A 13,963-nucleotide genomic window follows, 5' to 3' on the forward strand; every position below is an offset into this window, starting at 1 on the left:
TCCGGCAGGTGAGCACCACCATCGCCCCCGCCGACGTGCCCGAGTCCGCCCCCGCCCCCGCGCGGGCCCCTGGGCTGCGGTGGCTGCTGCGGCCCGCCGCCGCCGCGCTGTCCGGGCTGCTGCTCTTCCTGAGCTTCCCGCCCCGGCCCCTGTGGTGGCTCGCGCTGCCCGCCTTCGCCCTGCTCGGCTGGACGCTGAGCGGCCGGCGCCTGCGGGCCGGGTTCGGACTCGGCTATCTGGCCGGACTCGGGTTCCTGCTGCCGCTGCTGGTGTGGACCGGCGAAGAGGTCGGTCCGGTGCCGTGGCTGGCGCTGGCCGCCGTCGAGGCGCTGTTCGTCGCGGCCGTCGGCCTCGGCGTCGCCGCCGTCTCCCGGCTTCCCGCGTGGCCGGTCTTCGTCGCCGCGGTGTGGGTCCTCGGCGAGGCGGCACGCGCGCGCGTGCCCTTCGGCGGTTTCCCGTGGGGCAAGATCGCCTTCGGCCAGGCGGACGGCGTCTTCCTGCCGCTGGCCGCCGTCGGCGGCACGCCGGTGGTCGGCTTCGCCGTCGCCCTGTGCGGCTTCGGCCTCTTCGAGCTGGTGCGCCAGGTCCGCCGCCGCGGTCGCGCCCGCGGCCCGCTGCTCGCCGCCGGCCTCAGTGTCCTCGTTCCCGTCGCCGGCGCGCTGTCCGCGCTGCCGCTCGTCTCGGACGCGGCGCAGGACGGCACGGCCACGGTCGCCGCCGTGCAGGGCAACGTCCCGCGCCTCGGCCTGGACTTCAACTCCCAGCGCCGCGCGGTCCTCGACAACCACGCCAACCGCACCAAGGAGCTGGCCGCCGACGTGAAGGCCGGCCGCGCGCCGCAGCCCGACTTCGTGCTCTGGCCGGAGAACTCCTCCGACATCGACCCGTACGCCAATCCGGACGCCTACGAGGTCATCGACGAGGCCGTACGGGAGGTGAACGCGCCCACCGTCATCGGCGCCGTCATCGCCCCCGAGACCGGCAAGCTGCGCAACACCCTCATCCAGTGGGACCCGCGGCGCGGCCCGGTCGCCGAGTACGACAAGCGGCACGTGCAGCCGTTCGGCGAGTACATCCCGATGCGGTCCTTCGTGCGGATCTTCAACAGCGACGTCGACCGGGTCCGCCGCGACTTCGGCCCCGGACACGAGGTCGGCGTCTTCGACCTCGCCGGGACCAAGGTGGGCCTGGCCACCTGCTACGAGGCGGCCTTCGACTGGGCGGTGCGGGACACCGTCACGCACGGCGCCCAGCTGATCACCGTGCCCAGCAACAACGCCACCTTCGGCCGCAGCGAGATGACCTACCAGCAGCTCGCCATGTCCCGGGTGCGGGCCGTGGAGCACAGCCGCAGCGTGGTCGTGCCGGTCACCAGCGGCGTCAGCGCGGTCATCCGGCCGGACGGCGAGATCGTGGCGGAGACCCGGCTGTTCACCCCGGACGTCCTGGTCGAGAAGGTGCCGCTGCGCTCCTCGCTGACGCCGGCCACCCGGATGGGCACCCTGCCCGAGGCGCTGCTCGTCGCCGTCGCGGTGGCCGGCCTCGGCTGGGCCGCCGCCCGCTCCGTACGGGCCCGCAGGGCGCGCACGGCCTGAGCCCCGCAGGGCGGCCTGGCCGGGGGCGGCCGGGCCGGGGCCGGGCGACCGGAATGATCATTTAGGGTCGAGGCATGGGCACCCCTGACTTCATCCGCGACCTTCGCGCCTCCGCCGGCCACCAGCTGCTGTTCCTGCCTGGCGTCTCCGCCGTCGTCTTCGACGACCAGGGCCGCGTGCTGCTCGGCCGCCGCGTGGACAACGGGATGTGGTCCATCGTCGGCGGCATCGTCGAGCCCGGCGAGCAGCCGGCCGCCTGCGCGGTGCGCGAGGTGTACGAGGAGACGGGCGTGCGCTGCGAGGTGGAGCGGGTCGTGCTCGTGCAGACGCTGCGCAAGCCGGTCGTCTATCCCAACGGCGACCGGTGCCAGTTCATGGACGTGTCCTTCCGCTGCCGGGCCGTCGGCGGCGAGGCCCGGGTCAACGACGACGAGTCGACCGACGTCGGCTGGTTCGCGCTCGACGAGCTGCCCGAGATGAAGCGCTTCTCGCACTTCCGGATCCAGCAGGCCCTCACCGACGAACCCACATGGTTCGACACCACGCCCCTGGGCTGAACTGTGTGCCCGGCGCACATCGGTCGGGGATGGGGCGCTTCATAAGGTGCGGAGCATGAGCGCCCCCACCACATCAGGACCCGCCCCGGCCCAGGCCCCCGCGCCCTGGCCCGGGTCCGTCGCCCTCGACCTCACCGGCCGCACCGCGCTCGTCACCGGCGCGGCCGGCGGCATCGGCCGCGCCTGCGCGCTGCGGCTCGCCGCCGCCGGGGCGGCCGTCACAGCCGTCGACCGGGCCGCCGAGGGACTCGACGCGCTGACGGAGGCCGCCCGCGGACTGCCCGGCCAGGTCGAGGCGCGGCTGCTGGACCTCACCGACCTCGACGCGGCCGAGAGCGCCGCCGCGGGCGCCGACATCCTCGTGAACAACGCCGGACTCCAGCTCGTCCGCCCCATCGAGGAGTTCCCGCCGGACGTCTTCCACACCGTCCTCACCGTGATGCTGGAGGCCCCGTTCCGGCTGATCCGAGGAGCGCTGCCGGAGATGTACGCACGGGGCTGGGGCCGGATCGTCAACATCTCCTCCGTCCACGGGCTGCGCGCCTCCGCCTTCAAGTCCGCCTACGTCGCCGCCAAGCACGGCCTGGAGGGCCTGTCCAAGACCGCCGCCCTCGAAGGCGCCCCGCACGGCGTCACCTCCAACTGCGTCAACCCCGGCTACGTCCGCACACCGCTCGTCGAACGGCAGATCGCCGACCAGGCCGCCGCCCACGGCATCCCCGCCGAGCGGGTCCTGTCCGACGTCCTCCTGAAGGACGCCGCGCTCAAGCGGCTGATCGAGCCGGAGGAGGTCGCCGAGGCCGTCCTCTACCTCTGCACGCCCCACGCGTCCTTCGTCACCGGCGCCTCGCTCACCCTCGACGGAGGCTGGACGGCGCACTGAGCGCCGCGACCGTTGTCCACAGGCGGTTGTCCACAGGGGTGGTGCGACCCCCCGAACGACAGGTATCCCTGTGACCATGACCCACGAACAGGCCGCCTACCTGGAGCTCCTCGCCCGCGGCGCCGCGACCGAGGCGTACGACCGCCCCGTGCTGCTCGCCCGCGCGAGCGGCGCGGGGCCCGAGGAGCTGGCCGAGCTGGAGCAGGCCAAGCAGCTCGCGCTCCGGGTCCGCGCCGAGCTCGAGGGCCGGCGACGGCGGGAGGCCGAGCTCTCCGCGCTCTTCGAGACCGCCCACGACCTCGCGGGCCTGCGCGACCTCGACGACGTGCTGCGCGCCATCGTGCAGCGCGCCCGGTCCCTGCTCGGCACCGAGGTCGCCTACCTCAGCCTCAACGACCCGGCCCGCGGCGACACCTACATGCGGGTCACCGAGGGCTCCGTGTCGGCCCGCTTCCAGCAGCTGCGCCTCGGCATGGGAGAGGGACTCGGCGGGCTCGTCGCCCAGACCGCCCGGCCCTACGTCACCGACGACTACTTCCAGGACGGCCGCTTCCAGCACACCCGCACCATCGACACCGCCGTCGGCGACGAGGGCCTGGTCGCGATCCTCGGCGTGCCGCTCACCCTCGGCAGCCAGGTCATCGGCGTCCTCTTCGCCGCCGACCGCCGGGCCCGGGTCTTCGAACGCGAGCAGGTCGCCCTGCTCGGCTCGTTCGCCGCCCACGCCGCCGTCGCCATCGACACCGCCAACCTGCTCGCCGAGACCCGCTCCGCCCTCGCCGAGCTGGAGCGGGCCAACGACATCATCCGCGAGCACAGCGGCGTCATCGAGCGGGCCTCCGAGGTCCACGACCGGCTCACCGAACTCGTCCTGCGCGGCGGCGGCGTCCACGACGTGGCCGCCGCCGTGTCCGAAGTCCTCGGCGGCGCCGTCGAGTTCGTCGAGGAGCCGCCCGGACCCGCCGGGACCTCCGGCGGCGGCCACGCCACCCGCGACGGCGACGACTGGGTCGCCGCCGTCTCGGCCGGCGGCGAGACCTTCGGCGCGCTCGTCCTGCGCGAGCGGCCCGACCTCGACCCCGTCGACCTGCGCACCCTGGAGCGGGCCGCGCTCGTCACCTCCCTGCTGCTGCTCGCCCGCCGCTCCGCCGGCGAGGCCGAGCAGCGGGTGCGCGGCGAACTCCTCGACGACCTGCTCGACGCGCCCGACCGGGACCGGCGCCTGCTGCGCGAGCGCGCCGCCCGCCTGAGCGCCGACAGCGACGGACCCCATGTGGTGCTCGCCGCCCGCGTCGACCGGGCGGGCGCACGGGCCGCGACCGACGCGGGCGACCGCGAGAGCGCGGACCGGCAGCGGCTGCGCTCCGCCGCCTCCCACCTGGCCGCCACCCGGCACGGCCTGGCCTCCACCCGCGACGGCGGCACCGTCCTGCTGCTGCCGCTCGGACCCGGCGAGAGCGCCGCCGAACTGGCCCGGCAGACCGCGAAGCACCTCGGCGGCGCCCTGCGCGAACCGGTCACCGTCGGCGCCTCCGCACCCGTCACCGCGCCCCTCGCCCGGCCCGAAGGCGTCGCACCCGCCTACGAGGAGGCACGCCGCTGCCTGGAAGCGCTCCGCCTGCTGCACCGGCAGGGCGAGGGCGCGGCCGCCGAGGACCTCGGCTTCCTCGGCCTCCTCCTCGCCGACAGCCGGGACATCGAGGGCTTCGTCGAGCGCACCATCGGCCAGGTCATCGCCTACGACCGGCGCCGGGGCACCGACCTGGTGCGCACCATGGACGCCTACTTCGCGAGCGGAATGAGCCCGGCCCGCACCAAGGACGACCTCCACGTCCACGTGAACACCGTGGCCCAGCGCGTCGAGCGGATCGGCCGGCTGCTCGGCCCCGACTGGCAGTCCCCGGCCCGCGCCCTGGAGATCCAGCTGGCCCTCCGCCTGCACGCCCTCGCGGACGCCGTCATACGCTGACTCGCGCCCCGCCCCGTACCGCACGCCCGGTCAAGCCCCAGGAGGTCGCACCATGACCGGTCTTCCGACGGACCTGCCGCTCTCCGGCATCACCGTCGTCAGCCTCGAACAGGCCGTGGCGGCCCCCTTCGCCACGCGCCAGCTCGCCGACCTCGGAGCCAGGGTGATCAAGGTCGAGCGGCCGGGAGAGGGCGACTTCGCGCGCCGCTACGACACCACCGTGCACGGCGAGTCGAGCTACTTCGTCTGGCTCAACCGCTCCAAGGAGTCCGTCACCCTCGACCTGAAGACGGACGCAGGCCGCGAGGTCCTGGAGCGGCTGCTCGCCGGCGCCGACGTCTTCGTGCAGAACCTGGCCCCGGGCGCCGCCGCCCGCCTCGGCCTCGCGCCCGAGGCCCTGGCCGAGCGCTTCCCGCGGCTGATCGCGGCCGGCCTGTCCGGGTACGGCACGAGCGGACCCTGGGCCGACCGCAAGGCGTACGACCTCCTGGTGCAGTGCCAGACCGGTCTGGTCTCGCTCACCGGCAACGAGCACGGCACCGCCCGCGCGGGAGTGTCCGTGGCGGACATCGCCGCCGGCATGTACCTCTACAGCGGCATCCTCACCGCCCTGTTCACCCGCGCCACCACCGGCGTCGCCCGGGCCGTGGAGGTCTCGCTCTTCGAGGCGCTCGCCGAGTGGATGCACCAGCCCGCCTACTACACCCGCTACGGCGGCACCCAGCCGCCGCGCATCGGCACCCGGCACGCCACCATCGCCCCGTACGGCGCGTTCACCGCCGCCGACGGCAAGGACGTGCTGTTCTCCATCCAGAACGAGCGTGAATGGGTCGCCCTGTGCGAGCGGTTCCTCGAGCTTCCCGAGCTGGCCGACGACCCCCGCTTCGCCACCGGCTCCGCCCGGGTCGCCCACCGCGAGGCCCTCGACGCGCTGGTCGCCGAGCGCTTCGCCCGCCTCGACAGCGGCACGGCGACGAAGATCCTCGACGAGGCGGGCATCGCCAACGCGGGCGTCAACGACATGACGGAGTTCCTGGCGCACCCCGTGCTCGACGCCCGCGACCGCTGGCGCGACGTCCCGATACCCGGCGGCGCGCGGATCCCCGCCCTCCTCCCGCCCGTCGACCTGACCGGCACCACCCCACGCATGGACGCCGTCCCGGCCGTCGGCGAACATACCGACGGCGTCCTCGCGGAACTCGGCTACACCCCCGCCGACATCGAGGCGATGCGCGCCGACGACGCCGTGTGACCTTCCGTCCCACCCGGGGGCCAGAACCGCACAGCGGAACGCAGGAATGGGCGGCATGCTGAGCATCGCGCAGGCGGAGATCCGCCGACACGACTGGCAATCCAGGGGGCCATCCCGGAGCCGTACGGGCTGGGTCACTCGCGTGCTGCGGTGACGGTGTGCGCGAGCTGGAAGCGGGAGTGCAGGCCGAGTTTGCGGTAGACGCGGGTGAGGGTCGCCTCGACCGTCTTGACGCTGACGGTGAGGGTGGTGGCGATGTCGCGGTTGCTCGCGCCGGCGGCGGCGAGTTCGGCGCAGCGCTGTTCGGCGGAGGTGAGGCGGGGGTGGGCGTTGTTGTTCGTGGGGGTGGCGTCCAGTCGGCTGAGGGTGTGCGCGGCGGTCTCGGCCCAGGGATGTGCTTGGTGGGCGGTGAAGAGGTCGGCGGCGCTCTGCGCGGCGGTGCGGGCGCTGGCGCGTCGGCGTCCGCGTCGTTCGGTGTGGCTGAGCGCCAGCAGGGTCCGGCCCCGTTCGAGGGGAAGGTGGCGCAGGCGCTCGGCCGCGCCGGTGAGGCGCCGGGCCGCGGTGTCGTAGTCGCCGCGGGCGGCGTCCAGAAGCGCCCGGGCGCGTTCCAGCGAAGGGAGGACCGCGTCCCTGCCGAGGTCGACCGCGGTGCGGCGGGTGTCGTCCAGCAGACTCTGCGCCTGGTCGAGGCGGCCGAGGGCGACGAGGGTCTCGGCGAGTTCGGGATGCCAGCGCAGGACGGACGGGTCGCGGACCTGCTGGAGCTCCTCCAGTGCGCGGACCTCCTCCAGGGCCTCCAGGGCTTCCTTGACGCGGCCGGTGGCCAGGAGGAGGTGGCCGAGGGCGAAGAGGTTGCGGGAGAGGAAGACCTTGTTGTCCTCCTGCCGGGCGGTGTCGACTCCGCGGCGTGCGTGGACGAGGGCGAGGTCGGTCCGACGGGCGGCGCCCTCGACGAGGGCGGAGGTGTAGCACGCCGGAGCGGGTGACAGGGAGGTCTTGTCGGTCAACGCCTGGGCGCGGTGGGCGTGGTCGAGCGCCCTGGCGCACCGTCCGGCGCGGAGTTCGGCCTCGGCGAGGCTGCGCCGGATGTCCACGGTCGCCTCGGCGTCTCCCGCCCGCTCGGCTTCGACGAGCAGAGGAAGCAGCGCGGTACGCGCCTCCTCGGGGCGGTCGTCGAAGAGGGCGTGCCGCGCGGCGAGGTGCTGGGGTGTGCCGTTGACCGGGATGGAGGCGGCGCGTGGCAGGGACAGGGCGCGGCTGAGCGTGGTCTCGGTCTCGGGGTGACCGAGGACGCGTTGGAAGCGGGCCTGCATCGTGAGGGCCATGACGGCGGTGGTGGTGTCGCCGGCGGTCTCGGCGAGGACGGTGGCCCGGCCGGCCAGGGCGCACGCCCGGTGGGGATCGCCCTCGTTGACGTTGGCCCAGATGGACTGGCGGATGAGGAGCCGGGCCGTGAGGTCGGGGCGCCCGGCCGCCGCGTGGAGTGCGTCGGCGAACAGTTCATCCGCGCCGTGCAGGTGCTGGCCGCTCGCGTCGATCAGGGCGACGAGGGCGTCGACGCGCTGGTCCGGGGTGGTGTCGTGGCCCAGGACAAGGCGGGCGGCGGCCCGGCCGCGGAGGAGATCGCCGTAGTGGGCGGCGTCGTGTACGGCGGTCAGGGCCCGTTCGGTGAGCAGGTCACCGTCGTCGTGCGGGGTGCGCTGGGCGGCGAGGAGGGAGAGCTCCGCCGCGAGCGCGTGGTCGCCGCGCTGCCGAGCGCGTACGGCGGCGCGGGCGGCGCGGCGGGCCGACCGCGGGTCGGTGACATCGGCCGCCAGCACGGTGTGCCGGTCGCGGCGGACGCTGTCGTGGCCGGCCTCGGCCAGGCGGGCGTGCAGGAGCCTGCGCGCGTGGCCCGGCAGCCGGGCCACGAGTTCGCTGCCGATCGCGGAGGCGGTGAACCGTACGCTCCCGTCCGCCCGTCCGATCTCGAGCAGCCCCGCCGCCTCGGCCTGGGCGAGGAGGGCCTCGGCCGCCGGCCCGGCGAGGCGGCCGAGCAGTTCGAGGTCGGGCCGGTCGTCGAGTGCGGCGGCCGTCAGCAGTTCCTGTACCTGGGCCGGTACCTGGTCCAGCCATTCGCCCACCAGCCGGCGGGCCGTCGGCGGCAGGGCCCACTCGCTTCCGCCCTCCCGGTCCGGGAGCGGGCGCGAGGCGTCGGCCAGCGCCAGGGCCAGGGCCGGATTCCCGCCGCTGCACGCGTGGATCCGCGCGACCTCGAGAGGGGGCAGTCGGTAGGGCGACAGCAGAGCCGTGACCTGGCCGGCCGTCAAAGCCGGAACACGCAACGGGTACGCGTCCTCCCCGCACCAGTGGCCTCCGGCCTCCGGGCGCCAGGTGCGCTCGGCCGCGATGACGGGAAGGTCCGGCGTCAGGCGCAGCGCCCAGCCGAGGACGGTCGCGCTGGCCGTGTCCAGCCACTGGGCGTTGTCCACCACCAGCGTCATGGGCGGTGCCTCCCGCAGCAGCGCGGCGGTCTGCCGGCGTAGCCGCAGGGCCGGACCGGCATCGTCCGGGGAGCTCGGCCGGCCGGCGGCCTCGTCGAGTGCCGCCGTCAGCTCCCGTGCGACAGGCAGTGCTTGGAGGGCCAACGCGAGTTCGAGCAGCCCGGCGTAGGAAACCCGGGCGTCCGGCGGCTGCGGGGCCAGCCGCAGGACGGGCAGGCCCAGCCGTCGCCCCAAGACACCGGCCGCGGTGGTCTTGCCGCTTCCGGGCGGCCCGAACAAGACGATCCGGCGGGTGCCGTGGACGTCCTCCGGGACCACCGGCAGCACGGGGCCGGCCTCGTGGGACGCGGTCCCCATCGCAGAGTCTGGCATCGGGCCATGGTGCGCCCGCCGGGCCTCCCCGGTCCAGGTCAAGGGATCGCCCCGATGTCGGCTGCCTCCCGCGTCCCTAGCCTCATGGCCACAGCCGGGCCAACCGCCGCCGAACGCCCCCCCGCACGTGAGATGACGTTCTGCGGCGTTTCCCCGACAAGGCCCGGCGGAAGGATTGCGATGAACCGCAAGAACGCCCTCGCAGCCGGTGTCGCGGCAGCCCTCGCCCTGGGCTCCGTGACCGTGGTGGCCACCCAGTCCACCGCGGCTCCCCGGCCCACCGCGGCCGCCGGCACCTCCGTCGCCCAACCCGGCGCGGGATTCCGGGCGATGACGGCCGACGCGCGCGGCGAGGCGATACGCACGGCCGGCCGGAGCGCGGCCGCGACCGCCCGCGAGCTCGGCTTGGGCCCCGACGAGCGCCTGGTGGCCAAGGACGTGCTGATCGACACCGACGGCACCCGGCACGTGCGCTACGACCGCACCTACAGGGGCCTGCCGGTGATCGGCGGAGACCTGGTGGTGCACCTCGCCGAAGACGGCGCGATCACCGGCTCGGACCTGGCGCACCAGGGCGCGATCCGGATCGCCGGCACCACCCCGAAGCTGACGGCGGCCGACGCCTCGGCCAAGGCCGTGAAGCACGCCAAGCACGTGAAGCACGCGAAGGCCGGACGCAAGGACAGCGCCCTGGTGGTGTACGCGGTCGGCAAGATCCCCGTCCTCGCCTACCGCTCGACCGTCACCGGTGAGGGCGAGACCGGCCCGGCCTCGCGCGAGGCGGTGATCGTCGACGCGATTAGCGGCGCGGCGCTGGACCAGTACGAGCTGCACCAGAGCATCACGGGCACCGGCAACGGCGTCACCGTCGGCCAGGTCTCCCTCGAGACCACCCAGACCGGCAGCGGCTACACCCTCACCGACGCCGCGCACGGCGGGACGATCGTCTACGACTCCTACAACAGCCCGCAGTCGAACCCGAGGCAGAACGCCCGGGCCTTCTCCAGGACCACCAACTCCTGGGGCAACGGCACCAGCTCCAGCCGCGAGAGCGCCGCCGTGGACGCCGCCTACGGCCTGGCCAGAACCTGGGACTACTACAAGAACTCCTTCAACCGCTCCGGCATCCGCAACGACGGCCGCGGCGCCCCCGCGTACGTGCACGTCGACACCGGGCTGCTCAACGCCTTCTACGACGACAACTGCTTCTGCATGTACTTCGGCGACGGCTCCTCGCAGAACAGCAACACGCCGGTCACGGCGCTGGACGTGGCGGGCCACGAGATGAGCCACGGCGTCACCGCCGCCACCGCCAACCTCACCTACTCCGGCGAGTCCGGCGGCCTCAACGAGGCCACCAGCGACATCTTCGGCACCATGGTCGAGTTCTCCGCCGGCAACGCCGGCGACCCGGGCGACTACTACATCGGTGAGAAGCTCAACATGTCGGGCGGCTACATGCGCCGGATGGACAGCCCGGCCGCCGACGGCAGATCGCTGTCCTGCTGGAACTCCGGCGCCGGCTCGGCGGACGTGCATCTCTCCTCCGGCATCGGCAACCACTTCTTCTACCTGGCGGCCGAGGGCACCGGGGCGAAGACCATCGGCGGACGCTCGCACACCGGCACCACCTGCAACAACGACACCTTCGCGGGCATCGGCAAGGACAAGGCCGCCGCGGTCTGGTACCGGGCGCTGTCCACCTACATGACCTCCACCACCAGCTACGCCGGCGCCCGCACCGCCACCCTCCAGGCCGCCGCCGACCTGTACGGCACCAACTCCCAGGAGCGGTACCTCGTCTCCAAGGCGTGGGCAGCCGTCAGCGTCGGCACCGCCCTGCCCGACCCCGGCACCGGCACCCCCACGCCCTCGCCGTCCACCCCGACCCCCTCCCCGACCACGCCTCCCAGCGGGAACGCGCTGACCAACGGCGGCTTCGAACAGGGCACCAGCGGCTGGACCCAGAGCGACAGCATCATCACCAACTCGTCCCTGCAGGCCGCGCGCGACGGGTCCTGGTACGCCTGGATGATGGGCTACGGCGCCGACGCCGTCGAGTCCCTCTCCCAGTCGAACGTGGCGGTGCCCTCCACCGGCACCCCGCAGCTCACCCTCTGGCTGAAGGTCTCCACCCAGGAGTCCGGTTCCACCGCCTACGACACCCTGAAGGTCAACGTCGACGGCACCACACTGGCCACCTACTCCAACGCCGACGCGAGCTCCGGATACGTCCAGAAGACCGTCGACCTGTCCGCCTACAAGGGCCGGACGGTGAAGCTGGAGTTCGCCGGCACCGAAGACACCTACCTGTCGACCGTCTTCCTGGTCGACCAGATCGCCATCGGCTGACCGGTCCCGGTCACCGCCGGTGCTCCTGCGGCCGGAGCCCCTCCTCGGGTTCTCCGGCCGCGGGAGTCACCGCATGCGCGGGGGCGGCCCGGTTCTCACTCCGTGGGTTCGCGGGGTGTTCAACCGCCGTCCATCATTCTGTCGTGCGCATGACGGGCGTGATCGTGAAGGTCTTCCCAGCAGGGCAAAACCCCTCATACAAGGAAGAAACATGACGCTACGTCTGGCCGTTCGCGCTTCCACGCTCGCTCTCTGCACGACACTGGCGACCTCGCTCGCCCTCCCGGCGCAGGCCTCCGGGATCGGCACCGTCCGGCCGAAGGCCGAGACCGCGCCGCTGTTCGACGACGAGGCCGGCGGCAACGCCAACGCGGACGACCCGGCGATCTGGCGCAACCCCGCCGACCCGGGCCGCAGCCTGGTCATCGCCACCGCCAAGCAGGGCGGCCTGCGGGCCTACGACCTGGACGCGCGCCAGGTGCAGTCGATCCCCGCCCCGGCCGGCCCGAGCGCCGACGACAAGCCCGGCCGCTTCAACAACGTCGACCTGGTGCGGGGGCTGCGCCTGGGCGGCGGGCGTGCGGACGTCGCGGTGGTCAGCGACCGCGGCAACGACCGGCTGCGGATCTACCGCATCGACCGCGACAAGCCCGGCGGCCCGCTCACCGACGTCACCGACCCGGGAGCGCGACCCGTGTTCTCCGCCGACCAGGCCGAGATCAACGAGCAGCAGACCGCGTACGGCCTGGCCACCTGGACCGACCGCGCCACCGGCCGCTCCTACGCCCTGGTCAGCCGGCGCAACCGCACCCGGATCGCCCTGATGGAACTGCTCCCCACCGCGGCCGGCACCGTCGGCTACCGCCAGGTCCGCACCCTGGACCTGCCCTCCTCCTTCCGCCTGCCCGACGGCACCTCCTGGACGCCCTGCGCCGAGCCGGGCGAACTGCCGCAGGTCGAGGGCATGGTCGTCGACCCCGCGGACGGCACCCTGTACGCCGGTCAGGAGGACGTCGGCATCTGGCGCATCGACGCCGGACTGAGCGGCACGCCGACCCTGATCGACAAGGTCCGCGAGTACGGCGTCCCCGGCACGTACGACGAGCAGACCGAGGAGTGCACGCCCGGAGCCGACCCCGGCTTCGGCGGCACGCACCTGACGGCCGACGTCGAGGGCCTGACCCTGGTCGACGAGCCGGACGGAGACGGCTATCTGCTCGCCTCCAGCCAGGGCGACGACACCTTCGTCGCCTACGACCGCGAGCGCGACGAGGACAACGAGTACGAGAACTCCTTCCGCATCGCCGCGGCCTCTCCCACCCTCGACGGCTCCGAGGTCTGCGACGGCGCCGCCGCGCTCAACGCCCCGCTCGGCAGGCGCTACCCCCGCGGCCTCCTCGTCGTCCAGGACGGCCAGGAGACCCCCGGCGACGGCGACCGCGAGGCCACCGGCTTCAAGTTCGTCGACCTCGGCGAGGTCGTCGACACCATCGACTGATCAGCGCACGCCGCGGGCGCCCGGTGACCGCACCGTGCGCCCGTCCCGCCTCGAAGAGACCTTCCGTAGCCTCCGCCACTTCCGCCGGCCGCGCCCTCCCGTCGTCACGCCGACCGGTAGAGGTCCGTCAGCAGCTCGATCACGGCCTGGGCGGACGGATGCGGGTCGTCGCGCCACCAGGCGAGGCGGACGGCGACCGGCTCGGCGTCGCGGACCGGGCGGTAGACCACGCCCGGTCTGCGGTACTGGCTGGCCGTGGCCTCCGCGCTCATCCCGATGCGACGGCCGGTGGAGATCGCGGTGAGCCAGTCGTCCACGTCGTACGTCTCCTCGGTGGCCGGCCGGGAGTCGGGCGGCCACAGCTCCGGTGTCGTGGTGCCGGTGCGCCGGTCGATCAGCAGCGTGTGGCCGCTGAGGTCGGCGAGCCGCACCGAACGGCGCCGGGCCAAGGGCTCGTCGGCGGCCATCGCGCACAACCGCCGCTCCAGGCCCACGATCGCCGAGTCGAACCGCCGGTCGTCCAGCGGTCTGCGCAGCACGGCCAGATCGCAGGACCCTTCGGCGAGACCGGCGCTCGGCGAGTTCACCCGCACCATCTGGAGCTCCGTGCCGGGATGGGCGGCCGCCCAGCGGCGCTGGAACGCCGGCGTGTGCCGGCCGAGCGCCGACCAGGCGTAGCCGATGCGCAGCACGCGCTCGCCCGCCGTCGCCTCCCGGACCAGTTCGTCCGCCTCGGCCAGCACCCGCCGGGCGTGCGCCACCACCCGTGTCCCGGCCGCCGTCGGAGTCACCGAACGGGAGGTGCGCCGCAACAGCCGTACGCCAAGGGCCCGTTCCAGGGCGGCCAAGGTCCGGGAGACGGCGGCCTGGGAGACGCCGAGCGCCAGTGCGGCGTCGGTGAAGGTGCCCTCGTCCACGATCGCGACGAGACAGCGGAGCTGACGCAGTTCGACATCCATACGCACAGCGTATAGATGACTTCCGGCCATGCATTTTGCGCAA

General features: G+C 73.9%; 9 protein-coding genes. 7 read left to right on the top strand and 2 right to left on the bottom strand.

The features are described 5' to 3' along the window. Window positions 1–8: 8 nt before the first annotated feature. The 5 genes from lnt (at window position 9) to ACIGO8_RS10450 (ending at window position 6,256) form a co-directional block, all read left to right on the top strand. Window positions 9–1,595, top strand: a complete 1,587-nt coding sequence (gene lnt / locus ACIGO8_RS10430) for an apolipoprotein N-acyltransferase (RefSeq protein WP_399727008.1) — start codon at window positions 9–11, stop codon at window positions 1,593–1,595. 74 nt (window positions 1,596–1,669) lie between these two features. Then, on the top strand, window positions 1,670–2,152 hold the full coding sequence (locus ACIGO8_RS10435; protein WP_399727011.1) for an NUDIX hydrolase: 483 nt from the start codon (window positions 1,670–1,672) through the stop codon (window positions 2,150–2,152). Window positions 2,153–2,207: 55 nt separating this feature from the next. Continuing rightward, entirely contained in the window at window positions 2,208–3,035 is an 828-nt protein-coding gene (locus tag ACIGO8_RS10440; RefSeq protein ID WP_399727014.1) for a 3-hydroxybutyrate dehydrogenase, read from the top strand. Window positions 3,036–3,111: 76 nt separating this feature from the next. Next, on the top strand, window positions 3,112–5,004 hold the full coding sequence (locus tag ACIGO8_RS10445; protein ID WP_399727017.1) for a helix-turn-helix domain-containing protein: 1,893 nt from the start codon (window positions 3,112–3,114) through the stop codon (window positions 5,002–5,004). Window positions 5,005–5,056: 52 nt separating this feature from the next. Then, the gene (locus tag ACIGO8_RS10450; protein ID WP_399727020.1) at window positions 5,057–6,256 is read left to right on the top strand and encodes a CaiB/BaiF CoA transferase family protein; all 1,200 of its coding nucleotides are present in this window, start codon (window positions 5,057–5,059) and stop codon (window positions 6,254–6,256) included. A 134-nt stretch (window positions 6,257–6,390) separates the two neighbouring features. On the opposite strand, the gene ACIGO8_RS10455 is transcribed toward ACIGO8_RS10450, so the two are convergent. Then, window positions 6,391–9,111, bottom strand: coding sequence for a LuxR C-terminal-related transcriptional regulator (locus tag ACIGO8_RS10455; protein ID WP_399727023.1), 2,721 nt, complete (start codon window positions 9,109–9,111; stop codon window positions 6,391–6,393). Between the two features lie 180 nt (window positions 9,112–9,291). Between ACIGO8_RS10455 and ACIGO8_RS10460 the strand changes: the two genes are divergently transcribed. Beyond that, window positions 9,292–11,463, top strand: a complete 2,172-nt coding sequence (locus ACIGO8_RS10460; RefSeq protein WP_399727026.1) for a M4 family metallopeptidase — start codon at window positions 9,292–9,294, stop codon at window positions 11,461–11,463. 211 nt (window positions 11,464–11,674) lie between these two features. After that, a complete protein-coding gene (locus ACIGO8_RS10465) occupies window positions 11,675–12,961 on the top strand; it encodes a phytase (RefSeq protein ID WP_399727028.1) in 1,287 nt (428 codons plus the stop codon). A 104-nt stretch (window positions 12,962–13,065) separates the two neighbouring features. Here ACIGO8_RS10465 and ACIGO8_RS10470 read toward each other — a convergent pair whose 3' ends face one another. Further along, entirely contained in the window at window positions 13,066–13,920 is an 855-nt protein-coding gene (locus tag ACIGO8_RS10470) for a LysR family transcriptional regulator (RefSeq protein ID WP_399727031.1), read from the bottom strand. Window positions 13,921–13,963 lie beyond the last annotated feature (43 nt).

Source organism: Streptomyces sp. NPDC053493, from assembly GCF_044544825.1.
GTDB lineage: Bacteria > Actinomycetota > Actinomycetes > Streptomycetales > Streptomycetaceae > Streptomyces.